The following is a 24,591-nucleotide window of genomic DNA, read 5'->3' as shown; positions in this document are numbered from 1 at the left end:
ACATCCCGACGACCGCGGAGCGCCATTTCAGGCACTGCGCAGCGCGCTGACCAGGGCCATGCTGGGGAACATGACCCGACTGCTGCCCAAGAGCCGGCTAGTAACCGCGATTCCCGGTCCCAAATCGCTGGAGCTCCAGGCGCGGCGCAAGGGCGCCGTCGCTGCCGGAGTGGGCTCGACGCTGCCTGCCTACATCGACTCCGCGGACGACGGCCTGCTGATCGACGTCGACGGCAACCAACTCATCGACCTCGGCTCCGGCATCGCCGTCACGAACGTGGGCAACCCCGCACCCGCCGTCGCCGAGGCCGTGCACGCGCAGATCGACAGGTTCAGCCACACCTGCTTCATGATCACGCCGTACGAGAGCTACCTCGACGTCTGCGAGGCGTTGAACGAGCTCACCCCCGGTGACCACGAGAAGCGGTCGGTGCTGTTCAACTCCGGCGCCGAGGCCGTCGAGAACGCGGTCAAGATCGCCCGGCACGTCACCGGCAGGCAGGCCGTCGTGGTGTTCGACCACGGCTACCACGGCCGCACGAACCTCACGATGGCGTTGACCGCCAAGAACATGCCGTACAAGCACCGGTTCGGTCCGTTCGCGCCCGAGGTCTACCGCGTGCCGGCGTCCTACCCGCTGCACGACGGCCTGTCCGGCCCCGAAGCGGCCGCACGCGCGATCGCCGCGATCGAGAAGCAGGTCGGCGCGGACAACACCGCCGCGCTCGTGATCGAGCCGATCCAGGGCGAGGGCGGCTTCATCGTCCCCGCCGAAGGCTTCCTGCCTGCGATCGCCGAATGGTGCCGTGAGCGCGGCGTGTTGTTCGTCGCCGACGAGATCCAGACGGGCTTCTGCCGCACCGGTTCGTGGTTCGCGCTCGACCACGAGGGCGTCGTGCCGGACCTGATCACCACGGCCAAGGGCATCGCGGGCGGCCTGCCGCTCGCCGCCGTCACGGGTCGCGCCGAGATCATGGACGCCGTCCACGTCGGCGGCCTCGGCGGCACCTACGGCGGCAACCCGGTGGCGTGCGCGGCGGCTCTGGGCGCCATCCGCACGATGCGCGAGCGCGACCTGAACGCCGCCGCCCGCCGCACCGAGGAGACCGTGCTGACCAGGCTCAGGGCGATCGCGGAGAAGACCGACATCATCGCGGACATCCGCGGCCGTGGCGCGATGCTCGCCGTCGAGTTCACCGAACGCACGCCCGACGTCGCTGCTCGCGTCGCGAAGGCGTGCCACGAACAGGGTGTCGTCGTGCTGACGTGCGGCACTTACGGCAACGTGATCCGCCTGCTGCCCCCGCTGGTCATACCGGACGACCTGCTCGCCGAAGGACTCGACGTGCTCGAAGGAGCCCTGCTCGCATGATCGAATTTCACACTCGGGAAGACGTCGAGAACGCGGTCGCCAAGGCCGCTGCCGTCGCCCCCGAAATGGCCGCGCTGCCCGCGCACCGCCGTGCGGCCGCGCTGGACCACGTGTCGCGGCGGCTGGCCGAACGCGCCGAGGAGTTCGCGCAGGCCATCAACGACGACTCGGGCAAGCCGCTGAAGTGGGCCCGCGTCGAGGTGACCCGCGCGATCTCCACGTTCCGCTGGGCCGCGGAGGAGGCCCGCCGGTTCTCCGGCGAGTTGCAACGCCTCGACACCGACCCGTCCGCCGAGGGCCGCCTCGCGCTGGTCCGCCGGGTGCCGCGCGGTCCGGTGCTGGGCATCGCGCCGTTCAACTTCCCGCTGAACCTGGTGGCGCACAAGGTCGCTCCCGCCATCGCGGTCGGCGCGCCGATCGTGCTGAAGCCGGCGCCCGCCACCCCGACGGTCGCGTTCCTGCTCGGCGAACTGCTGGCCGAGACCGACCTGCCCGACGGCGCCTTCTCGATCCTGCACCTGTCCAATGAGGACACCGCCGCACTCGTCGAGGACCCGCGCCTGCCGGTCGTGTCGTTCACCGGCTCGGGCCCGGTCGGCTGGGGCATCAAGGAACGCGTGCCGCGCAAGCACGTCACGCTGGAACTCGGCGGCAACGCGGCCGCGATCGTCGCCCCGGACTGGCAGGACGTCGAGTTCGCGGCGCAGCGCATCGCCACGTTCGCGATGTACCAGGCGGGCCAGTCGTGCATCTCGGTGCAGCGCGTCTACGTCCACACCGACGTGTACGACGCTGTCTCGGAAGCCGTTGTGCAGCACGTGAACAAGCTCGACGTGGCCGGCGACGTCGGCCCGTTGATCAACGACGCCGCCGCGGACCGAGTCGAAGCCTGGGTGCGCGAGGCTCAAGCGACTGTCCTGACCGGGGGCACCCGCGACGGCCGCACCTACTCCCCGACCGTGCTGACGGACGTGCCGGAGGACTCGAAGGTCAACGCCGAGGAGGTGTTCGGCCCGGTCGTGACGCTGACGCGGGTGGACAGCGTCGAGGAGGCGTTCGACCGCGTCAACAGTTCCCGGTACGGCCTGCAGGCGGGCCTGTTCACGACGGACGTGCGGCTCGCTTTCCGTGCCGCGCAACGGCTCCAGGTCGGCGGCGTGATCGTCGGCGACGTGCCGAGCTACCGCGCGGACCAGATGCCGTACGGCGGCGTGAAGGAGTCCGGCATCGGCCGCGAGGGCCTGCGCGCGGCCATGGACGACCTCACCGAACAGCGCGTTCTGGTCCTGACCGGCCTGGAGCTATAGCTGGTGATGATCGGTCGCTCTTGACCTTGACTGCGATGATTTGCGCGTGGCCGTCACGATCAGGGATGTCGCTCGCCAGGCTCAGGTCTCCGTCTCGACCGTCTCGCGTGCGCTGAGCGCGCCGGGCCTGGTCAAGGACGCGACCCGGCAACGGGTTCTGGACGTCGTCGCCGGGCTCGGCTACCAGCCGAACCGGGCGGCGAGGAGCCTGATCACGGGCCGCACCGGCAACCTCGCCGTAGTGGTGCCCGACCTCCTCAACCCGTTCTTCCCGTCCGTCCTGCGGGGCGTGCAGACGAAGGCGGGCGAGGCGGGCACCTCGGTGTTCTTCTGCGACAGCAGGGAGGACCCGGAGACCGAGGCCGAACTCGTCCGCACGATGGCGTCACAGGTGGACGGCGTGGTGCTCTGCGCATCACTGCTGTCCGACGAGACGATCGTCGACCTGGCCGCCGTAACACCGCTAGTGCTGATCAACCGCATAGTGCCGGGCGTCTCGTCCGTTCTGATGGACAGCGCCGACGGCATGGAACAGGTGGTCACACACCTGGAGTCACTGGGCCACAGGGACTACGTCTACCTGGGCGGCCCCGCGGCAGCGTGGTCGAACAACCGCAGAATGCAGGGCCTGGGCGGCCGCGCCCAACTGCTCGGCTCGTTCGACCCGAACTTCGACGGCGGCTACACAGCCGCCGAACAGGCGCTCAGGACCGGCGCGACAGCATTCATCGCCTACAACGATCTGATCGCACTAGGCGCACTCGCCTACCTGGCCGAGCACGACGTCAAGGTGCCGGAGCAGATCAGCGTGACCGGCTTCGACGACATCCTGTACGCCACGATGTGCTCCCCGGCGCTGACGACAGTCCACATGCCGACCGAGGCCGCGGGCGAGGTAGCAGTGGACCTCCTGGCCACCCTGCTGGACGGCGGACAGCCCGAGCACCGGGAACTTCCGACGACGCTGGTGGTCCGCGCGAGCACAGCCAGGGCACATTCCCAGCCCTGACCAACAACGGCCCACTAACCACTCAGGCCGTGAGGGAGTCGCTTCGGGGTGACTCCCTCACGCGGCCAGTGGAGTGAGCTCTAGTCGTACCCGCGAACGTGGCCATCCTCGTCGGCGAGAATTTCGTAGCCATCCATGTCCAGCTCCTAACGTTGGTGTTCGACATCACAAACCATAAAGCCTCAGCCGCGTCCTGTGGAGTGAATTTGCATCGCAACCGGGGTAGTCGGCGGTAACCCAAGGGGGTCGTAGGGGTATCCCCCGACACCTAGCCCACCCGTGACCCGCATCACACGCCAAGGCTACAGCACGACTACACACCGCCTATCAAGACAACGGATGTGCCCCCAACTATTGCCTTCCCTACCCCATTTGGGGGACAAAACCAGTCATGCGATCGATGCTCACCGTAATCGCCGTGGCGGCAGCCCTACTCCTGCCGACCACCCCGTCGGTGGCCGCCGACCCCGTTTCCACGGCGGTGGAACTCATGAACTCCTACCGCGCAAAGCACGGCGTGCCCCCTTTCTCCCTCGATTCCGAAGTGTCAAGAACAGCGCAAGAATGGGCCGACCACCTCCACGCGACAAACAGTTTCGAACACCGCCCGGACAACGCCTACGGCGAGAACCTGTACGGGACCGGCGGCCGCAAGGCAATCGATTCAGTGATCGTGAAAGCCCTGGAAGACTGGTATGCCGAATCGCGCCGCTACGACTACGACAAAGAGATGACGCAGTCGAACGTCGACTACGGCGTCCTGCACTTCACCGCCATGGTCTGGAAGGCGTCGACCCGCGTAGGCGTGGGCCTGGCGCAGGGCCGCAACGGCACCTACGTAGTAGTGAACTTCGCCGAACGAGGCAACACCCTGAACCACTTCAGGACGAACGTCCTACCCCCAGCCTGATCACCCGCGAAGCCGAAGGCGAGCCGTCCCACCGCGATGCCGAAGGCGAGCCGTCCTTACCGAGCGGGCCCGGCGGTGGGGTCCCGTCACGAGTCGCACCACAGCTCTTGCTGCATCTGGAAGGGGAGGTCAAGTCGACACGCTTTTCGTCGACTTGACCTCCCCTTCCAGATGTGGCCCGCTCCTGGTGCGGCTCGTGACGGGACCCCACCGCCAACGCAACCCTCAAAGCAACGCGCAGCCGCCCAACGCAACAGGCGTGCCATCAACCTGCTCGTGGCGCCACCCCCCGATCAGATTGCCGGGGGTCTGGGGGCAGAGCCCCCAGGGGAAGCACCCAACGCAAGCTGGCCGCCCGCACGGTGACCACCCACCCGGTCGCAACCCGCCAGCTCAACGCAACCTGGCCGCCCGCAAGGTGACCACCCGCAAGGCCGCCGCCCGCAAGCCCGCGACCCCACCAGTCACCGCAACCCAGCAGTCTCAGTAACCGCCCTCAAAGCCGCCACCACAGCCGAAAACGGCGGCAAGAACGGCCGAGCGGACGGCACGTCCCCCAACCACCGAACCCCACCCCCGTCAATCCGCGAGGGCGGCAACGGCACCAACGTCCCCAACCGATGCGTCAACGCCCCCCGAGCCCGCAACCGAATCAAGTTCACCTGCGAAGCCTCATCAGCGGACTCAGTGAGGATGAGCCACCGCCCGGCAGCCCCGGACGCGGACGGCAACACCACAACGGGCCCGCCAAGCATCCGCACGGACAGGTAGTGCTGCACCTCCCCGCCGATCCCGGCCGCCATCTCCACGGCGGACACGGTGTGGTCGGTGGTCAGCAGCAACCGGTTCTCCGACCGCAGCACGAGCCACCCCCAGCTCGAGTAACGCTCCAGCGCGCCGGAGAAGGTGTCGAGCTGCGGCAGAACTCCGGACGGTAGTACTCCCTTAGGCGAGTTCATCGATCTCACCCTCACTCTGTTTCAGTACGGTGTAACTCCGATCACACGATTTGACTCTCCGCCGCCATGAACTCACTATCGGGCCGCCATCGGCACACTCGAACGGGGCTGGAGAGCGTGACTCACCTGCGGGAACGGCATGTCACCATGATCGCGCTGGGTGGCGTGATCGGAGCGGGTCTGTTCGTCGGGACGGGGGCGGGCATCGCGCTGGCCGGACCGGCCGTGCTCATCTCGTTCGGACTTGCCGGAGTTCTGGCGCTGCTGGTCCTGCGCATGCTCGGGGAAATGGCCGCCGAACATCCGAGCGGTGGCGCGTTCTCGGTGCACGCGGAGAAGGCGATCGGTCCGTGGGCCGGGTTCACGGTCGGCTGGACGTACTGGGCGGCGGTCGGCGTCGTGCTCGCGGTGGAGGCGACCGGCGCGGCCAAGATCGCGTCAGGCTGGATCCCCGCCATCCCTCAATGGGCCTGGGTGCTGGTTTTCATGGCCGCGCTCACCGCCGTGAACCTCGTCGGCGTCCGCAACTTCGGCGAGTTCGAGTTCTGGTTCGCCGGCCTCAAGGTCGCCGCGATCGTCCTGTTCCTCCTGCTGGGCGCAGCCGCCATCTTCGGACTGCTGCCCAACCTCGACTCACCCGGCACGCAGAACCTCCAAGACTTCCTCCCGAACGGTTGGGGCGGCGTCATCGCCGGGTTCATGGCGGTGGTGTTCGCGTTCGGCGGCCTGGAGGTCGTCACGATCGCCGCAGCCGACGCCAAGGACCCGAAGCACGCCATCAAGAAGGCCGTCCGGACGTCCATGACCCGGCTGCTCGTCTTCTACCTCGGCTCGATGGCCGTGGTCGTGACCCTCCTGCCCTGGAACGACTCCGAGGTCGGCGCCAGCCCGTACGTGGCGGTGCTCGACCGGATCGGCATCCCGGCGGCCGGACAGATCATGAACGTCGTCATCTTCGTGGCACTGCTGAGCGCCATCAACGCCACGCTCTACGGCGCCGCGCGCATGCTCAGTTCGCTCGCCGAACGCGGCGAGGCACCAAAGGCCCTCCTCACCAAGAAGAACGGCGTCCCACGCAACGCCGTGCTCGCCTCCACGGCGTTCGGTTTCTTCTCCGTGCTCCTCAACTACCTGTGGCCGGACACGGTGTTCCTGCTGCTGCTCAACGCGGTGGGCTCGGCGCTGCTGGTCGTCTGGGCGTTCGTCGCGGTCTCCCAGATCCGCCTGCGCCGCACGTACGAGAACCCGGCGGTCCCCATGTGGGGTTACCCGTACCTCTCCTGGCTGGCGCTGGCGGCGATCGCCGGCATCATCGTGCTGATGCTCAGCGACGAGCAGGCCCGCGGCCAGATCCTGTCCACGGGCGCGCTCGTCGCCGTCGTCGCGGCCGTCGCGCTCAGCAGGTCAGCCTTGCGTCGGCGAAGTCTCCTCGATCGAACCTGACGCCGTCACCGCCGTCGCCGACCACCAGCCGCAGGAACTTGGCGCCCTTCAACGAACCCGTCAGCGACACGGCGTCGTCGCGCCACGTCCGCAGCCCGGTGTCGGCGACCTTCGTGCCGTCCGCCCAGACCTCGAAGACCGCCGACCCGAGCTGGTTCACGTCCCGCTCGTCATCAATGCCGACGTCGGACGAGAACGACGTACAACGCCCACCCACGTACAGAATCAACTCGGCTTGAGCGTGCGCGCCGAGCCCCTTCGCGTACGTCTTCCCGTTGATGGTCAACGTCTTGCCGTCACCACCGACGTAGCCGCCGTTGGACCGGTCACGTTCGACCGGCCCGTACCCGCTGCGCTCGGTGGTGAACTGGACGTCACTCGCCCACACCTCCCCTGACGGCCCGACGAGAGGCACGAGCACCCCGGACTCCACCGGACGCGACAACTTGCCGTGCCCGACCCACGTCACGCCCAACGAGCCACGCAACACATGCATCCCAGCCACAACCCCGGTAGGAGGTGTGACCCGCCACCTGCTCTGCACCGACTGCGAGGTCAGCAACACCGCGGCGCGTTCGGAAGAAAGCTTCTCGACCTTCCACCCGGCAGGCGCCACAAAGGAAGTAGAAGCGTTCAGCAGCGGAATCGGCGCCTGGTTGGTGGCGGTCACGCTGGCCACGAACGGATCCCCAGCCGGCGTCAGAGTGCCCGGAATGCCGGGAACCGTGGCCTCGACGTCCAGCGACGTGTCGATCGCCGGCTCGTGCCGGTACCAGTCCTGCGACGCCTTCACCCGGAAGATCGCGGTGCCGTGCGGAGGCAACGAGGCCGAGATCTGTCCGGCGGACTGGAAGTTCTTGCCCTGCCACAGATCCCGCACGGTGTACCCGACGCTCGCGGGCAACCCCACCGCACGCGCCGAGGTCGAGATCGTCGCGTTCACCTCGGACTCGTTGAACAGCGCCACCGCCCTGTCCCCGTTGGCCAGGGGCTTCACGAACACCCAGTGCCCGTCCTTCTGCTGGATCACCTTTCCCTGCACGCCCAGCCGGTCCTGGTTGACCGCGATGATCTCCTTGTTGCGCAGGATGTCGAAGTGCTCGGCCGAGACCTTGCGCAGGTCCGCGCCGATCAGCAGCGGCGCCGCCATGATCGACCACAGCGCGAAGTGGCTCTGGTACTCGACGGTGGTCTGCCGGCCGTTGCCGACCTCGAGCATGTCGGGGTCGTTCCAGTGCCCTGGCCCGGCATAGGCGTCGAGCGGCGCGTTGAGCTTGAGGATCTCCACGGTCTTGGACCAGGTGTCGTTGATGTCACCGGTGGTGCGCCACAGGTGCCCGACGCCCTTGCCCCACTCCCACGGCTTGTTCTGGCCCCACTCGCAGATCGAGTAGACGATCGGGCGGCCGGTCTTCTTCAGCGCGTCCCGCATCTTCGTGTAGCGCTCCAGGGCGGGACGGCCCTCGTTGTTGCAGTTGTCGTACTTCAGGTAGTCGACGCCCCAGTCCGCGAACGTTTGCGCGTCGATCTCCTCGTGGTCCAGCGCCCCCGGCATGGTCTTGGCGCAGGTCTGCACTCCGGCGCTGGTGTAGATGCCGAACTTGAGGCCACGCGCGTGGATGTGGTCCGCCAACGCCTTCATGCCACTGGGAAAGCGAACGGGATGGTGGCGCAACCGGCCGGTCGCCGGGTCACGGGTGGCGTCGGCCCAGCAGTCGTCGACGTTGACGTACTGGTAGCCGGCGTCCTTGAGCCCCTTCGTCACGAAGATGTCCGCCATGTCGCGGATCATCTGCTCGTTGATGTCACAGCCGGTGGTGTTCCAGTTGTTGAACCCCATCGGTGGCGTCAGCGCCAACGTCGGATCCACGGCCGATGCGGGTGGTGCGGGGACGACCACGGACGCTGCGACCAGCGCCAGCGCGGTGAGCAGTGATCTCACTTCGGCTTCTCCAAGGTGATCGCGAAGACGTGCAGGCGTGGCCCGCTCGTCCTGGGAAGGGTGACGGCGGAGAGCTCTCGGGCGGCGTCCAGGTCGACGGACTGGTGGAAGATCGACACCTGTCTGGTCACCGGACCGGACGGCGTGTGCATCAGCGTCGTGGCAACGGGTTCCGACTCGCCGAACTGCGGCCGCTGCTGCCAGGCCGTCACGCGGAACCGGGCGGGAACGGCGCCGTCGGCGTACACCACCGCGCCGTCCGCCTCGACGTTGCCGGTGTCGGCGGCCGCGAGCAGGTGCAGCTTCCCGTACTTCCCGGCGGGAACGGCGAGCGTTTGTCCATTGGCGACGGTGTTGTTCCTGCTGGCCTCGTCGCCGTTGTGGAACTCGAACAGGACGCCGTCGTCGGTGACGGACCCGGTCTGCGGCAGCTGCGCGGCCGGATAGGTGTCGCCCAGCCCGTCGAAGTCCCCGTCGCGGCTGGTGAACTCGTTGGACAGCCCGTCGTTGTCGAACGACGCGCTGATGTTCACCGGCACCGCGCTGCCACCGGGCGGCAATGCGGGCAGTCCCCAGCGCCTGCTCGGCGACGTGATCCGCACCGGTGCGATGGTGAAGTCGCGCTCCCCCTTCGCGTGGATCAGGGCCTCCTGGCCCCTCTGCAACCCCAGCTCGACCACGCCGTCCCGGACGCTCCACCGCGAGCAGCCACGCACGGTCAGCGGCCCGTCGATGCCCGTGCGGACGCGGCACGGCTGGCCGGCCTCGCTGAGCACGCGCACGAACCGCGTCCTGCCGCCCCTCCGCACCGCACTGACCAGGAACGCGCCCTCGGTGCGGGTGTCGTGGATCGTGACGTCCCGCCAGCCGGACGGCACGGCGGGAAAGATCCGGATCAGCCCGCCCCAGCTCTGGATCAGCATGTCCTGCAACGACTTCGCGGCGCTCAGTGGTGTCTCGATCACCGGCCCCGCCTCGAAGTACATCGTGTTGGGCTGCGCGAACCTGGCCACGAACTCACGCAGATGACGCAACGCGTCGTCCCCGCGAGTCATCTGGGCGGCGATCGACGCGGCGCCGGTGAAGGTGAAGCCCCGCAACGACCCCTCGAAGCTCAGCCAGTGCTTCAGCGAGCGTTCGATGAGGTCACGGCGTTCCGACTGTTCCCAGGTGACCTCGTGCAGCGGGTAGACGGCCAGCAGGTGCGAGTAGTGCCGGTGCGACTTCGCGAACGGCACCCCGGCGCCGATCATGAACCCGCCCGCGTCCACCGGGTACTCCACGAGCTGGTCCAGCACCTCCTGCCAGCGCGCGGCCAGCGGGTCGGCGATCTTGAGGATCTTCGCGGACTCGATGAGCGTGCGGCACGACCAGCGCAGCAACGCGAGGTCGTAGTTGCAGTCCGGTGCGATGCCGTACTCGGGTGAGTAGGTGGGCAGCAGGTGCAGCCTGCCGTCGTCGCCCTTGCGCAAGAAATGCAGGTAGTAGTTCGTGGATCGGCGCAAAACAGGGAAAACGGTGTCGCGCAGGATCCGCTCGTCCATGCTGTGGCGGTAGTGCAGCCAGGCGTTGTGCAGCAACCACGGCAGATTCCCGATCTCCGGGTCCGGCGAGGGGTGCAGCGGTGAGCCGACGAACCCGGCGTCCTGGAACGTCGGATCGGTGCTGCGCCGCAACCCCATCGAGTCCGCCCGGAACTCGGGTCGCAGCGCGTCGACGAGGATCTGCTGGTGCTGCGAGATCGTGCGCGGGATCGGGTCGAGTTCGAGGTGGTTCGACGCCAGCACGGGCCAGTACTCGAGCTGCGCGTTGAGGTTGAACCACACCGACGGCCACGGCGTCGGCTCCAGCCACGGCCCGGTGGTCGGCATGATCGGCGCTTCGCTGCGCGCGCCCGACGCGAGCTTGTACAGCTGGATCCAGTAGAAGCTCTGCATCAACGCGTCCGGCACGGACACGAAACTCTTGCGATAGAAGCGATGCCACCACTTCTGATGCTGTTGGCGCAGCACCTCCGGTGCCAGCGCCGTGGTGATCGCGGTCCTGACCGCGGCTTCCGCGGTCCTGTCCGGGAACGAATGTTCCACGGACAGAAGGAGATCCGTGCGGCCGTGGCTCTCGCGCGTCCGGTACGCCGTGGCCGTCTGACCGCCCGCGACCATCTCCTGGGTGACGAGCGTGAGTCCATTCACGGTGCGGCTGACGGGTTGGGGGTTCAGCGGGAACGTAGCGGGCGGCGGCTCGCGGATCGTGCGCGGGCTCAGCGCGTCGAGAGCCTGGAACTCCAGCTTGAACGCTCGCTCGCCGCTCGTGGGCCGGACTTCGAGGTGCAGCAACGACTTCTCGGCGTGCACGAACGTCCTGATCGCCAGCTCGCCGCGGTCCGTGACGATCTTGCCGCGCAGTTCGGCGTTCCACAGGTCGAGCCGCAGGTCAACGCCCGTGATCTGGCCGACCGGTGTCAGCAGCAGTCGTCCGACCGGTAGCCGCGCCACGCCCCACTCGTTGCCGAACTGCGGCCGGTGGTCCTGCACCTTCGCGTGGTCGACGGTGAACCGGACGGCGTTCGCGCCCGGCTCCCGGTAGACCGCGGTGGCGAGAAACCCGTTGCCCAGGAACGGTCCCTCGTACCAGGCACGCGGAATCCGTTGCCACACCAGGTCCTGCTCGCCGAGGAACCTCTCCCAGTCGATTCTCGTCGTGCACCCGGAAGTCCGCGCTTCCGCTCCGGCGGGCAACGCCGTGAGCGCCGCCCCCGCCACCACCCCGCCCATGAGCCCGCGCCGCGACAGCTCCACTCCAGCACCCTTCAGGTCCGTTGGCGGCGGCGCCCAAAGATCGGATGTGTACGTCCGACGGCAGCCTAGGACCGCCAAAGAAGACGGTCAAGACCGGTCAAGCCTCGGATGTAAGCGTTTACCGGAAGTACGCTGAGTCGGCCGCGAACCCCTTGGAGGATGCTCATGATCGCGCGTACCTACCCGTTCGGACCGGTGGACGGGCTCGACCTGCACCCCACCTACGCCAGGCTGCGTGACGAAGAGCCACTCGCCCGCGTCAAGCTCCCCCACGGGGAAGAAGGCTGGCTTCTCACGAGATACGACGACGTCCGATTAGCCCTCAGCGACCCGCGGTTCAGCCTCGCGCAGGCGGCCGTGCGGGACACGCCCCGGATGGGCCCGACGCGCATCGGGGCGATCCTGACCGACCTCGACCCACCCGACCACACCCGGTTGCGCCGCCTGCTGGCCCACGCGTTCACCGTGCGCCGCGTCGAACAGCTGCGCGCCACCGCGGAACGGGTGGCGGGCGACCTGCTCGACGAGATGGAGAAGGCGGGTCCACCGGCCGATCTCCTGACGGCGTTCGCGATTCCGTTGCCAGGACTGATGGTCTGCGACCTGCTCGGCGTGCCGTACGCCGACCGCGACCACTTCCAGTCGCTCGCCGAGGCGTTCATGTCGACCACGGCGATGACCGACGAGGAGAAGCTGTCGAAGCTCGGCGAACTCGCGGGCTACCTCGCGGGCCTCGCCGACCAGCGCCGCGCGCACCAGGAGGACGACCTGATCAGCGCGCTGGTGGTGGCGCAGGAGGAAGGCGACCGGCTCAGCGCGGAAGAACTGGCGCAGCTCACGGTGTTGCTGCTCGGCGCGGGCTACGACTCGACCGCGAGCCACATCGTCAACTCGGTCCACACCCTGCTGACGTTCCCGGACCAGGCCGCACTGCTGCGCTCCGACCCGGAACTGATGCCCGGCGCCGTCGAGGAACTGCTGCGGTGGATCCCGGGGCAGGAGGTCGCCGACATCCTGCCCCGGTACGCGCTGGAGGACGTCGAACTGAGCGGCGGCACGGTGCGCGCGGGTGAACCCGTGCTGCTCGCGAAGCACGCGGCCAACCGCGATCCCCGCCAGTTCCCCGACCCCGACCGGTTCGACGTGACGCGCAACGCGAAGGGGCACCTCGCGTTCGGGCACGGACCGCACCACTGCATCGGCGCGCAGCTGGCACGGATGGACGTGCAGGTCGCGCTGACGGCGCTGCTCGAACGGTTCCCGGACCTGCGCCTGGCCGGTGACGTGACATGGCGGACCGGCATGGCCATGCGAGGTCCGCTGGCCATGCCGGTCACGTGGTGAACGATCAGCCGGTGACGTTCTTCAGCCGGTAGGGCTTGTACTTGGTGTTCTTCAGGCCGTACGTCAGCGGGCGGTGGTCAGTGCCGTGGCCACCCCGCTGTTCGTAGGCCATGTACTGCGACTTGTCGGCCTTCGTCCACTTCTCGAAGATCACGACGTGCCGGAAGTCGTCACCGGGTTCATCGACGGGGTCGATGAAGAGATCACCGGGTTTCAGATCGGCGATCTTGATCGGTGTCGTGTACTTGCTGCCGGCCAGAGCGACGGTGTTCGGGCCGCCCTTGGGATTCGCGTTACCCAAGTTCGCGGCCATCGAAACAAAGCCCGAACAGTCGGTTCGATAACCGTCCTTCCAGTACTTCGACATGCTGTACGGCACCTGCTTGCCGTTGTTCGCGGTCAGCCACGTCGCCGCCCGCTTCAGCACGTCACCCCTGCTGATCTGCGCTTCCGGTGCTGCGGACGCCGCCGGTGGCCCCACGAGCACCAGCGCGAAGAACGCAGCAATCAAAGCTGAAATGAACTTCATCATTTCCCCCTGCTTCGAGAAGAGCGAATCTCGTGGCTCCACCGGAACATGGGAAGAAAGGCGAGTCAAGGTCACCAGCCGAATCGCCGGTGACTTCCAACTTTAGTGGTAACTCAACCGAGCGAATCACCAAACGATCGAGCGAACCTAGGCTGATCGACTTTGCGGGGTCAGCAGTTCGTTGATGGAATCGAGTGAGATCCCGAGCGCACCCGCGAGGGCGGCGATGGTGAAGAACGACGGCGTGGGGGCGCGTCCGGTCTCGATCTTGCGCACGGTCTCGGCGGACAGGCCGGCGCGGGCCGCGATCTCGACCATGCTCTCCTCACCGCGGGCGTCCCGCAGCAACTGACCGAGCCGCCTGCCGCGCTCCCGTTCCAGCGACGTCAGTGGGATGCGCACCATGGGTGCGGATTCTACGCGAAACAGACGTGCCGAGTGGCGTGAGAAAAGTCCGTTGCGAGCCCGGCCGATCTCGACATAGGTTCGTCTTACACACGAGAGGAGGTGGTCCGAAGTTGTATAGCAACAGGACTCGTGAGGTGGCTGTCCGATAGGACCGCCTTTTGGTGACGCCTTGTCGTAAACCCAGGCAGCCACCCGACCCCCGGACTTCGAGCGCTGGTCCCGCTCGGCCTGCTCGCGCAGGAGTCGTCCGGGGGTTGTCCCGTTCTCAGGCCTTCTTCAGCGCCAGCAGATCCGCGACGAACGCGTCGAACGCCTCGCTGAAGTTCTCGGCCCGCACGACCGCCGACGGGTGCACCGTCACGCCGACCCGCAGCCCGTCGTGCTCCAGCACCTCACCGCGGTGCTCGGTCAGCTTGAACGACGGCCCCAGCACCGCCTTCGCCGCGACGGCCCCCAGCACGACCACGAGCCGCGGCTTCACCACGCGGATCTCCTCCCGCAACCACGGGAAGCAGGCCACGACCTGACTTCGCAAAGGCTGCTGGTGGATCCTGCGCTTGCCGCGCTCGGTGAACCGGAAGTGCTTCACCGCGTTCGTCAGGTACGTCTTCGAACGGTCGATCCTGGCGGCCTTGAACGCCTTGTCCAGCAACCGCCCGGCCGGTCCGACGAACACGTGGCCCTCGGTGTCCTCGTGGTCACCGGGGCACTCGCCCACCATCATCAGCCGCGCCGGCACCGGTCCCTCGCCGAACACGGTCTGTGAAGCGTCCTTGTGGAGCTCGCAGCCGTGACACTTCTTGGCCGCAGACTGCAACGCCGCCCAGTCAGCCCCCTCAGGGACGTACTGGGCGGCGTCCGCCGTCTTGCCCGCGCTCTTACTTGTCCGAGCGGAAGGCATCCTTGACCTTCTCGCCGGCCTGCTTGATGTCGGCCTTGGCGCGCTCGGCGCGGCCCTCGGCCTGCCACTGCTCGTTGTCCGTGGCGTCGCCGACGGCTTCCTTGGCGCGGCCCTTGAGTTCGTCTGCCTTGTTGCTGAACTTCTCATCGGCACCCATGCTTCCCGGTTACCCCGCGAGCACGGATCAAAACAGTTGATAAGGTGATCACTCGCGGTTGAGAACCCAGCCGCAAGCCGATGTGATGGCTTGCCCTGGGTGTGCCCGCCCTTCGCAACGCAGCTCCAGAGCGCGTCGTCACACCGGCATGCCGCTGTGACCGTGACGACGCGAAAGGAGCAGGCGGTGTCGTCCGCGAGAATCACCGCCCTGGAGGCCGAGGTGGCGGGGCTGCGCAAAGCCCTGGCGTCCCGGACAGTCATTGGGCAGGCCACAGGCCTGATCGCCGCGCGCAAACCCTGCACACCCCAGCAGGCCTTCCAGCTGCTGGTGCACATATCCCAGCACCACAACATCAAGCTGCACGTCGCCGCCGACCGGCTGGTCACGGCGTTCGTGCACGCGCACCTAGGACGGCCCGTCGAGGCAGCCGACCAGATGCTGTGGGATCACGTCGACGCGACGACCGCGAACGACTCCGGTGGAAGCAACGACGGGTTCGCTGAGGAGGTCAGCAGCACGTCTCCCTGAGGTAGCGGGACGGGGGTCGTGCCGAGGTTCACCACCACGCGGATCGTGCCGCGGTGCAACACCAGGCACTCCCCGTCCTGCTCCACCACGAACCTGTCCAGTCGCGGATCGGCCAGCTCCGGGCGGGAGCGGCGCAACGCGATCAGGGCGCGATAGGTGTCCAGGACCACGGCGTGGTCGCCCTCGCGGGCCTCGTCCCAGCGCAGCCGCGAATTCTCGACGGTCTGCGGCGACATGGGGTCCGGCACGTCGGACTCGCCCCAGCCGTGCCGGGAGAACTCGCGCCGCCGGCCCGTCCGGACGGCCTCCGCGAGCTGCGGGTCCGGGAAGGACGCGAAGAACTGCCAGGGCGTGGAAGCCGCCCACTCCTCCCCCATGAAGATCATGGGCGTGTAGGGCGAGGTGAGCACGATCGCCGCCGCGCACAGCAACTTCCCCGTCGACACGGAGGCGGTCAGCCGGTCGCCGGTGGCGCGGTTGCCGATCTGGTCGTGGTTCTGCGTGTACGCGAGGAACCGGTAGCCGGGGATCAACGCGGTGTCGACCGGCTTGCCGTGGTGCTTCCCGCGGAACGACGACCACGTGCCGGCGTGGAAGAACACCTTCTCCAGCGTGTTCTTCAACGCTCCTGGTGCCGCGAAGTCCTCGTAGTAGCCGAAGGTCTCGCCGGTGAGCGCGACGTGCAGACAGTGGTGCAGGTCGTCGGACCACTGCGCCTGCAGGCCGTAGCCACCGCCTTCGCGCGCCGTCACGAGCTTGGCGTCGTTCAGGTCGGACTCGGCGATCAGCGTGAGCGGACGGCCCACCGCCGCCGACAGCGCGTCCACCTCGACGGACAGCTCTTCGAGGACGTGCGTCGCGCGGCTGTCCGCCAGCGCGTGCACGGCGTCGAGCCGCAGTCCGTCGACGTGGAAGTCCCGCAACCACTGCAGCGCGTTGTCGATGACGTACCGGCGCACCTCGTCGGAGCCCGGCCCGTCCAGGTTCAGCCCTGGGCCCCAGTCGTTGCGTCCCGCGAAGTACGGGCCGAACTTGTCGAGGTACGCGCCGGACGGCCCGAGGTGGTTGTAGACCACGTCGAGCAGCACGGCGAGGCCTCGGGCGTGACAGGCGTCCACGAACCGCTTGAACCCGTCCGGCCCGCCGTAGGGGTCGTGCACAGCACCCCACAGCACGCCGTCGTAACCCCAGCCCTCGACGCCGTCGAAGCTGTTGACCGGCATGACCTCCACGAACGAGATGCCGAGGTCCACCAGGTGGTCGAGCCTGCCGATGGCCGCGTCGAACGTGCCCTCGGGCGTGAACGTGCCGATGTGCAGTTCGTAGATCACGCCGCCCGGCAGCGCCCGGCCGGTCCACGCGCCGTCGGTCCACTCGAACCCGTGGGTGTAGACGCGGGAGGCTTCGTGCACCCCGTTGGGCTGCCACAGCGACCGCGGATCCGGGTACGCCTTGTCCTCGATGACGAACGCGTAGTCCGTCCCGTCGGCGTCGGAGTGCCACCAGTCGCCGTCGCGCTTCATCTCGTGGTCGAAGCCGTCGACGCGGACGTGCACCGACTCGGGAGTCGGTGCCCAGACGGAGAAGCTCACTGATCCCCCTGCACCAGCAACGCCACCGGATAGGTGTCGAGCAACGACGCCAGGTCCTCGGTCGCCGGCCGCCCGGTGAGGACGTCCGTCCACTTCGCACCCGGCAGCGGCAGAACCGTGTCCTGCCAGCCCTTCTGCTCCAGCCCGACCGGCAGCCGGGTGGCCACCGTGATCACACCGGACCGTTCGAACGCCAGCACGTGCTCGGCAGCCGGGCCCTCGGCGTGCAGCGGCCGGTAGCCGTGCAGACCGCGTTTGCGCACGTGCAAAGCCTTCTGCACCACGAGAAGCTTCGCCGCGCCCGAGTCGTCGACCTCCGGCAGCCAGCCGGACTCGATGCGCGCCAGCAGATCCCGGCGCACCTCGTAGTCGACCGGCCTGCGGTTGTCCGGGTCGACCAGCGAGAAGTCCCACAGCTCGGTGCCCTGGTACACGTCCGGCACGCCGGGCGCGGTGAGCTGGACCAGCTTCTGCCCCAGCGAGTTCGACCAGCCGGGCGCCTTGATCCGTTCGGCGAACGCGGTGACCTCGGGCTCGTTCAGCGCCTTGGCGGGCCACGCGGCCACCTCGGCGTCGAACTCGGCGTTCCGGTCGACCCACGAGGTCTTGATCTTCGCCTCGCGGGACGCCTTCTCGAGGTAGGCGCCCAGGCGTTCTTCTGTGAGCGGCCACGCGCCGACGAGCGACTGCCAGGCCAGGCGGTTCAGCGACGGTTCGGAGAGGCCGTGCTTCCGGCTCATCTCGGCCTCGAACGCCAGGTACTCGTTCGGGATCTCCGCCAGCACCGCGAGCCGCGCCCGGACGTCCTCCGACCGCTTGGTGTCGTGTGTGGACAGCGCCGTCATCGCGTTCGGCTCTGCGGACTCACGCCGTGCCGCGCGCTGGTGGAACTCGCCGACGGACATCCCGAACCGGTCCGGCGAGCCGCCGACCTCGTTGAGCGCCACGAAGTTCGTGTACCGGTAGAACGCGGTGTCCTCGGTGCCCTTCGCGACGACCATGCCGGACGTCTGCTGAATCCTCGTCGCCAGCTCGCCGCGCGGGTCGGCGCGTACCTGCTCGTCCAACGCCCGCACCGCGGACGACCTGCTCCGCTGCACCGCGATCTCCCAGTGCCGCAGGCCTTCCGGGAGGTACGAGCGGTACACCGGGAAGTTGACCATCACCTCGGCGACGGCCTGGCAGGCGTCCTCGAACTCGACACCCTGGACCAGCCGTGCGATCCGGCGCACCTCGGCCACCAGGATCGAGTCCGCGACCTGCTGCCGTGACGAGTGCTCGATCTCGTGGAAGTCGCCGCTGAAGGCATCCCTGGGGGCGATGAACACGCCGCAGATCTCGCGCAACGCGTCGTAGCCCGTCGTGCCGTCGACCGGCCAGCTCTGCGGCATCGACTCGTCCGGCCCGAGGATCTTCTCCACCACGAGCCAGCCGTCGAAGTGCTCGCGCAGCCGCCGGAAGTAGCCGCCGGGATCGGCGAGCCCGTCCGGGTGGTCGACGCGCAATCCCGTGACGCCCCAGGACAACACCGCGCGATGCGTCGCCTCGAACACCTCGGGGTCCTCGACGCGCAGCGCCGCGAGCTCGGTGATGTCGAAGAACCGCCGGTAGTTCAGCTCGGTGTTCCCGCGCCGCCAGTTCGCTTTCAGGTAGTGCTCGTGAACCTCGTCCTCGGCGTCCTCACCGAGGACCGGCAGCAGCACCTTGCCCGACGACCAGTCGATGTCGAAGTACCGCGCGTACTTCGACTCCTGCCCGTGAGCGAGAACGTCCTCCCACCACGGGTTCGGCACGACCATGTGGTTCGGCACGATGTCGACGACCAGGCCGAGGTCCTGCTCGTCGAGCTGCGCCTGCAGCGCCACCCGACCCTCGTCGCCGCCCAGTTCGGGCCGGGCTCGGGTCGGGTCCACGACGTCGTAGCCGTGCGTCGACCCCTCCCGCGCGTCGAGCATCGGCGACGCGTACAGCGCGCCGATCCCCAGGCGCGCCAGGTAGTCCGCGACGGCCGCGGCGTCGGCGAAGGTGAAGGACGGGGTGAACTGAACGCGGTACGTCGAGGACGGCGCGCCCATCAGCCCACCCGCTGCAGCACGACGAGCGACCGCGCGGTCAGCGACAACTGCCCGGACGCGGCGATCGGCTTCTCGTTGCCACCGACCTCCCCGGTCGTGGTGTCCACGACGACCTTCCACTCAGGACCGTACTCGGGATCGGGCAACGTGACCTGGATGTCCTCGTAGTGCGCGTTGAACGCCATCAGGAACGAGTCGTCGACCACCCGCATGCCGCGCGAGTCGAGGTCGGGAATGCCCTCACCGTTGAGGAAGACGGTGATGCACTTGCCGAGGTCGTCCTCCCAGTTCTGCTCGGTCATCTCCTCACCGGCCGGCGTGAACCACGCGATGTCGCGCAGTTCCTCGCCCTTGCGGATCGGCCTGCCCGCGAAGAAGCGCTTGCGCCGGAACACCGGGTGCGCCTTGCGGAACGCGGCGAGCGCCGAGGTGAACTCGGCCAGCTCGGAGTTGGCCTCCAGCAACGACCAGTCGACCCACGAGACCTCGTTGTCCTGGCAGTACGCGTTGTTGTTGCCGTTCTGCGTACGCCCGAACTCGTCGCCGTTCACGATCATCGGCACACCCTGCGACAGCAACGTCGTCGCCATCAGGTTCCGCCGCTGCCGCCGCCGGAGCGTGAGGACTTCCTCGTCGTCGGTCGGCCCCTCGACGCCGCAGTTCCACGAACGGTTGTGGTCCTCGCCGTCGCGGTTGTCCTCGCCGTTGGCCTCGTTGTGCTTGTCGTTGTACGACACCAGGTCGTTGAGCGTGAAGCCGTCGTGCGCCGTCACGAAGTTGATCGACGCGTACGGCCGCCGGCCGTCGTCCTGGTAGAGGTCGCTGCTGCCGGTGATGCGCGACGCGAACTCGCCCATCGTCGCCGGCTCACCGCGCCAGAAGTCGCGGACCGTGTCGCGGAACTTGCCGTTCCACTCCGTCCACAGTGGAGGGAAGTTGCCGACCTGGTACCCGCCGGGCCCGACGTCCCACGGCTCCGCGATCAGCTTGACCTGCGACACCACCGGGTCCTGCTGCACGACCTCGAAGAACGTCGCCAGCCGGTCCACGTCGTAGAACTCGCGCGCCAGCGTGGCCGCGAGATCGAACCGGAAGCCGTCGACGTGCATCTCGGTGACCCAGTACCGCAGCGAGTCCATGATGAGCTGCAACGTGTGCGGCGAGCGCACGTTCAGCGAGTTACCGGTGCCCGTGTAGTCCGTGTAGTACTGCGGGTCGTCGTCGACCAGGCGGTAGTACGACTCGTTGTCGATACCGCGCATCGACAACGTCGGCCCGAGGTGGTTGCCCTCCGCCGTGTGGTTGTAGACGACGTCGAGGATGACCTCGATGCCCGCCTGGTGCATGGCGCGGACCATGCCCTTGAACTCCTGCACCTGGTTCAACGGCAACGCCGAGTAACCGTCGTGCGGCGCGAAGAACCCGATGGTGTTGTAACCCCAGTAGTTGCTCAACCGCCGCTCGGCCAGCGTGTGATCGCTGATGAACTGGTGCACCGGCATCAGCTCGACGGCCGTGACCCCGAGCTTGGTCAGGTGGTCGATCATCACCGGATGCGCGAGGCCCGCGTAGGTGCCCCGCAGCCGCGGCGGGATCTCCGGGTGGTCGATGGTGAGACCGCGAACGTGCGCCTCGTAGATGACGCTCTCGTTGTACGGCGTCCTGGGCAGCCTGTCGTTCGTCCAGTCGAAGAACGGGTTCACCACCACGGACTTCGGCACGTGGGGAGCGGAATCCTCGTCGTTGCGCTCGTCCGGCGATCCGAACTTGTACCCGTACAGCGCCTCGTCCCACGCCAGGCCGTTCGAGATGGCCTTGGCGTACGGGTCGATCAGCAGCTTGTTGGGGTTGCACCGGAGGCCTCGGGCCGGGTCGTGAGGCCCGTGCACGCGGTAGCCGTACCGCTGCCCCGGGCCCACGCCGAGCAGGTAACCGTGGTGGACGAAACCGTCCACCTCCGGCAGCCTCACGCGTGTCTCTGTGCCGTCGTCGTCGAACAGGCAGAGCTCGACGTACTCCGCGACTTCGGAGAACACAGCGAAGTTCGTGCCAACGCCGTCATAACCGGCGCCAAGCGGGTAGGGCCTACCAGGCCAGGGTCGCACAATGCTCCTCGTCACAGAAACTAGCTACCGACAGACCATATCCGCGCGACAACGTCGTGGCATCACGCTTCGACGACCGGTACCGACGGTCCACGAACAGACACTTACCCCGTCATCGCGCCTCGTACGCATGATGTTCGCCGGATCTCACCAGTGCCGGTGCCGGCGATCGCCGTGGCGAGCCGCAGGACGCCGCGGCCGGCCTCGCGGGCGGCAGGTGGGTGCGCTCGACCTCGCTGGTAGAGGGAGCGGGAAACGCGCGGCACCGCAGGGCGCGGACGACGTCCGCGCCTGTGCCGGGTGCTCGACGGACGCGAGCCGGTAGGCCTGGTGGAAGATCACACTCGAACCTTACGAGCGGGCTCTGACAATTCCGGGCCCGCTGCGGCAGGTTTTCGCGAGAGTCGGAGCTGCTTAACTCGATCGTGTGATCGTGCCGTCAGGCGACTACCGGGTGCGGTCACACTCCTTCGTGTGCAAGAACGAGCTGTCCACGTGCGGCCGTGAGCAGCGTGCGGGCTTCCTGGATCTCCGCGTACTTCAGGTGTTCACAAGCGGCCTCAGCGCACGCCAGCGCGTGCTGAAGGGCGAGGTTGTCCTCGACGGGACCCGCGTCCCGCAGCGCGTCACGAAGGGATTCCTCCGCGCGCCGTGCCCCGACCACCGGGTCGCCGAGCGCGGTGGGTCTCACCGAAGCGAGGACCTGCTCGACGGCCAGTTCAAGCACGCCGGTTGATGTCCGCGTGCCCACGGCTGAGCTCATTTGGTACGCCACCTCCAAGAACGTTCGTCTTCCACCGTCGGGTGACGGCCCCTACAGTACTCCGCAGGTCTATGACCTGCCGTTACGCAAGAGTTTCATCTTTCGCGGTTGCGCAGTGGCCGGGTGATCTCCCGGACGCGCGGGAAGAAATCATCCAATGCCACCGGCAGGGGGATTCTCCAGTTCGGGTGCTCGTCGATCGTGCCCGGCACGTTGGGCTGCCGGGTTTCCCGCAGAGCGTCCTGAGGTGAGGTCAGGACCAGCGCGCAGGGGGCCTGCGCGAGCAGTTCGTGGGCGCCTTCGACCCTGTCCGCGGACTTGATGCCCTCCTGCCGCATCAGCTCGTCGAAGTCGGGGCCGTCGGGGCCCGCGAAGAACGTCGCCGCGGTCGGGAGGTCGTGCGTGGAGATGCTGGCCATCTGGTTCGGGTTCCACTGCGACGGCGGGATCAGCGGGTGACCCTCGGCGTAGTAGTCGCGCTGGAAGTAGAGGACGGCGCTGGTCAGCATGCCGTTCTCCTGCAACGTCTTCGTGACGACCGGTTCGACCGTGCCGAGGTCCTCGCCCACCACGACGGCGCCGGCCCGGTAGGCCTCCAGCGCGAGCACGCCGAGCATGGCGTCGGAGTCGTAGTAGACGTAGGTGCCGCGGGACGGTGGCTCGCCCGGCGGGATCCACCAGAGCCGCCACAAGCCCGCGACGTGGTCGATGCGGATGCCGTCTGCGTGCTTGAGGACGCTGCGCAGCACCTGCCGGAACGGCCGGTAGCCGGTCTCGGCGAGCTTGTCCGGGCGCCACGGCGGCAGGCCCCAGCCCTGGCCGTCGGCGCTGAACGCGTCGGGTGGCGCGCCGACCGTGACGTCGATGGCGAACACGTCGGGGTCCGCGAACGTGTCGGCGCCGCCGGGGTCGACGCCCACCGGGAGGTCGTGGATGACGCCGATGGCCATGCCTGCCTCGTGCGCGGCGAGCCGGACGTCCTGGAGCTGGCGTGTGCAGAGGTGCTGGAGCCAGGCGTAGAACCCGACCCGTTCGGCGGGAGGTTCAGGACGGTCGGCGGGCCACGTGCGCCAGTCCTTGCCGTGGACCTCGGCGAGCGCGCAGTACGTGGCGAACTTCTCCAGCTCGGCGTCCATCTCGACGTCGCCGCCGGGGAAGAGCAGCTCCAGTGCCTGTTTCTTGGCGTCCCAGATCTCGTCGTAGTCGATCAGCTCGTGGTTGCCGGGCCTGAGGTCGCGGATGAGCTGCCGGGTGCGCGGGCAGGCCTGCAGGAACTCGGCCGTGTCGGTGACGCGCAGGTACAGCGGGTTCGCGAACCGGCGGCTGGTCGGCGAGTACGGCGAGCGTTCGACGGGATGCGTCGGCGACGGCGCCTGCACCGGATTGACCAGCACGACGCCGGCGTCGAGCTCCAGACTGCTGCGGCGGGCGATGGTGGCGAGGTCGGCGAAGTCGCCCATCCCCCACGAGTCCTTCGAGCGCGCGGCGTAGAGCTGCAGCATCCAGCCCCAGGTGTGCGGGACGTCCGGCAGCGTTCTGGGCGCGACGGCGAGCGTGACGGTCTGGTCCCCGGTGACGACGCGGTGCCAGCCGAGCGGAACCGAGTCGGGCACGTGCCGTTCGACGGCGAACGAGGTGCCGTCCTCCAGCTCGATGGTCGCGGGGCCGCGCAGGTCGTACGTCTCGTACTCGCGGATGACGATCGTGGACGGGAGCTTCTGCTCGGCCCGACGGCGTTCGACCTCGGCGAGCTCGCGGGCGACGGAGTCCTCAGTGGACGCGTCGACACCGAACTGGGCGAGGATCTTGACGACGACCTCGCGATCGACCGCGACCTCTTGCTGGTCCGCGTTTTCGTACCGTGTGGCAACGCCCCAAGCGTCCGCCAACCGCGCCACCAACTCCTCCACAGGTACAAGCTATGTCATAGCCCGGTCCGCATTACCAGAGCAAATGGTCCCTGGTCACCCGATGGGTGCAGGCCGGTCGAGACACCCACGCAGAGATGCATTTACTTAGACATCCGATGCTTCACCTGGAATAGCGACGACCGCCTCGACCTCGACCAGGAAATCGGGGCCGAACAACGCCGCCACCTGAACCAGCGTGCTGGCGGGGTTGGGCACTTCTCCCAGCGCGGGCCGCAGAATCTCGTCCCGCACGTCACGAATGGTCTGAACCTCCGACGCATCAAGCACGAACCAGGTGAACTTGACGACATCCGACCAGTCCGCGCCAAACTTTTTGATGATGTGATGAAGATTGCTCAAAGCCTGCCGGGTCTGCGCCGCGAGGTCGTCCACGCCGACCGCGCACCCCTGCGCGTCCACCGCCACCTGACCGGAGACGAACGCGAGCGTGCCGGTGACCGTGACCGCGTGGGCGTAGCCGGGGGTGGTCGGCAGGCCGGGCAGTTCGGTGAGGCGCTCCTGGGCGGGCATGACGC

Annotated in this window: 20 protein-coding genes; 7 read left to right on the top strand and 13 right to left on the bottom strand. The window is 67.9% G+C overall.

Translation table 11 applies throughout. From position 1 onward, the window contains the following. Positions 1-70: 70 nt before the first annotated feature. From gabT to OG205_RS00345, 4 genes are all read left to right on the top strand, one after another. Positions 71-1,372 (top strand): 4-aminobutyrate--2-oxoglutarate transaminase, encoded by a 1,302-nt coding sequence (gene gabT, locus OG205_RS00360; protein ID WP_330274187.1) that lies wholly within the window; start codon positions 71-73, stop codon positions 1,370-1,372. Beyond that, positions 1,267-2,679 (top strand): aldehyde dehydrogenase family protein, encoded by a 1,413-nt coding sequence (locus tag OG205_RS00355; RefSeq protein WP_442916719.1) that lies wholly within the window; start codon positions 1,267-1,269, stop codon positions 2,677-2,679. The genes gabT and OG205_RS00355 overlap by 106 nt, the downstream gene beginning before the upstream one ends. 46 nt (positions 2,680-2,725) lie before the next feature. Further along, on the top strand, positions 2,726-3,688 hold the full coding sequence (locus OG205_RS00350) for a LacI family DNA-binding transcriptional regulator (protein ID WP_330274186.1): 963 nt from the start codon (positions 2,726-2,728) through the stop codon (positions 3,686-3,688). A gap of 391 nt (positions 3,689-4,079) precedes the next feature. Further along, positions 4,080-4,598 carry a CAP family protein gene (locus OG205_RS00345; protein WP_330274185.1) on the top strand — a complete coding sequence of 173 codons (519 nt, stop codon included), beginning with the start codon at positions 4,080-4,082 and terminating at the stop codon, positions 4,596-4,598. 464 nt (positions 4,599-5,062) lie between these two features. Here the strand turns inward: OG205_RS00345 and OG205_RS00340 are convergent, their stop codons facing one another. Next, on the bottom strand, positions 5,063-5,557 hold the full coding sequence (locus OG205_RS00340; RefSeq protein WP_330274184.1) for a hypothetical protein: 495 nt from the start codon (positions 5,555-5,557) through the stop codon (positions 5,063-5,065). Positions 5,558-5,674: 117 nt separating this feature from the next. Here OG205_RS00340 and OG205_RS00335 point away from each other — a divergent pair, with 117 nt between their 5' ends. Beyond that, positions 5,675-7,000, top strand: a complete 1,326-nt coding sequence (locus OG205_RS00335) for an amino acid permease (RefSeq protein WP_330274183.1) — start codon at positions 5,675-5,677, stop codon at positions 6,998-7,000. On the opposite strand, the gene OG205_RS00330 is transcribed toward OG205_RS00335, so the two are convergent. Beyond that, positions 6,954-8,942: an NPCBM/NEW2 domain-containing protein gene (locus OG205_RS00330; protein WP_330274182.1), complete on the bottom strand. Its 1,989-nt coding sequence runs from the start codon at positions 8,940-8,942 to the stop codon at positions 6,954-6,956. The genes OG205_RS00335 and OG205_RS00330 overlap by 47 nt on opposite strands. Further along, the gene (locus OG205_RS00325) at positions 8,939-11,740 is read right to left on the bottom strand and encodes a glycosyl hydrolase family 95 catalytic domain-containing protein (protein ID WP_330274181.1); all 2,802 of its coding nucleotides are present in this window, start codon (positions 11,738-11,740) and stop codon (positions 8,939-8,941) included. Before OG205_RS00325 ends, OG205_RS00330 begins: the two co-directional genes overlap by 4 nt. A 165-nt stretch (positions 11,741-11,905) precedes the next feature. On the opposite strand from OG205_RS00325, the gene OG205_RS00320 reads away from it, so the two are divergent. Beyond that, complete coding sequence (locus OG205_RS00320; protein WP_330274180.1) at positions 11,906-13,084, top strand: cytochrome P450; 1,179 nt, start codon at positions 11,906-11,908, stop codon at positions 13,082-13,084. A gap of 4 nt (positions 13,085-13,088) precedes the next feature. On the opposite strand, the gene OG205_RS00315 is transcribed toward OG205_RS00320, so the two are convergent. From OG205_RS00315 to OG205_RS00300, 4 genes are all read right to left on the bottom strand, one after another. After that, a complete protein-coding gene (locus OG205_RS00315; RefSeq protein WP_330274179.1) occupies positions 13,089-13,613 on the bottom strand; it encodes a hypothetical protein in 525 nt (174 codons plus the stop codon). Positions 13,614-13,760: 147 nt separating this feature from the next. Then, positions 13,761-14,018 (bottom strand): helix-turn-helix domain-containing protein, encoded by a 258-nt coding sequence (locus OG205_RS00310; protein ID WP_030479084.1) that lies wholly within the window; start codon positions 14,016-14,018, stop codon positions 13,761-13,763. Between the two features lie 268 nt (positions 14,019-14,286). After that, on the bottom strand, positions 14,287-14,922 hold the full coding sequence (locus OG205_RS00305) for a UdgX family uracil-DNA binding protein (RefSeq protein ID WP_330274178.1): 636 nt from the start codon (positions 14,920-14,922) through the stop codon (positions 14,287-14,289). Then, entirely contained in the window at positions 14,900-15,079 is a 180-nt protein-coding gene (locus OG205_RS00300; RefSeq protein ID WP_330274177.1) for a CsbD family protein, read from the bottom strand. Before OG205_RS00300 ends, OG205_RS00305 begins: the two co-directional genes overlap by 23 nt. Positions 15,080-15,265: 186 nt before the next feature. Between OG205_RS00300 and OG205_RS00295 the strand changes: the two genes are divergently transcribed. Continuing rightward, complete coding sequence (locus tag OG205_RS00295) at positions 15,266-15,610, top strand: ANTAR domain-containing protein (protein WP_330274176.1); 345 nt, start codon at positions 15,266-15,268, stop codon at positions 15,608-15,610. Here the strand turns inward: OG205_RS00295 and treZ are convergent. The 6 genes from treZ to OG205_RS00265 all read right to left on the bottom strand — a co-directional run bounded on the left by treZ (position 15,529) and on the right by OG205_RS00265 (position 24,586). Next, positions 15,529-17,202, bottom strand: coding sequence for a malto-oligosyltrehalose trehalohydrolase (gene treZ / locus OG205_RS00290; RefSeq protein WP_330274175.1), 1,674 nt, complete (start codon positions 17,200-17,202; stop codon positions 15,529-15,531). The genes OG205_RS00295 and treZ overlap by 82 nt on opposite strands. Beyond that, positions 17,199-19,277 (bottom strand): malto-oligosyltrehalose synthase, encoded by a 2,079-nt coding sequence (gene treY / locus OG205_RS00285; protein WP_330274174.1) that lies wholly within the window; start codon positions 19,275-19,277, stop codon positions 17,199-17,201. The genes treZ and treY overlap by 4 nt, the downstream gene beginning before the upstream one ends. After that, positions 19,277-21,382: a glycogen debranching protein GlgX gene (gene glgX, locus OG205_RS00280; RefSeq protein ID WP_330274173.1), complete on the bottom strand. Its 2,106-nt coding sequence runs from the start codon at positions 21,380-21,382 to the stop codon at positions 19,277-19,279. The genes treY and glgX overlap by 1 nt, the downstream gene beginning before the upstream one ends. Before the next feature lie 460 nt (positions 21,383-21,842). Then, complete coding sequence (locus OG205_RS00275; RefSeq protein WP_330274172.1) at positions 21,843-22,145, bottom strand: hypothetical protein; 303 nt, start codon at positions 22,143-22,145, stop codon at positions 21,843-21,845. Positions 22,146-22,240: 95 nt separating this feature from the next. Next, positions 22,241-24,055 carry a 4-alpha-glucanotransferase gene (locus OG205_RS00270; protein ID WP_330274171.1) on the bottom strand — a complete coding sequence of 605 codons (1,815 nt, stop codon included), beginning with the start codon at positions 24,053-24,055 and terminating at the stop codon, positions 22,241-22,243. 105 nt (positions 24,056-24,160) lie between these two features. After that, entirely contained in the window at positions 24,161-24,586 is a 426-nt protein-coding gene (locus OG205_RS00265) for a RidA family protein (protein ID WP_330274170.1), read from the bottom strand. Between the last annotated feature and the right edge of the window lie 5 nt (positions 24,587-24,591).

Origin of the sequence: Lentzea sp. NBC_00516, assembly GCF_036346835.1 — a bacterium.
Lineage (GTDB): Bacteria > Actinomycetota > Actinomycetes > Mycobacteriales > Pseudonocardiaceae > Lentzea > Lentzea sokolovensis.
This window is presented reverse-complemented; position numbering and strand designations above follow the sequence as displayed.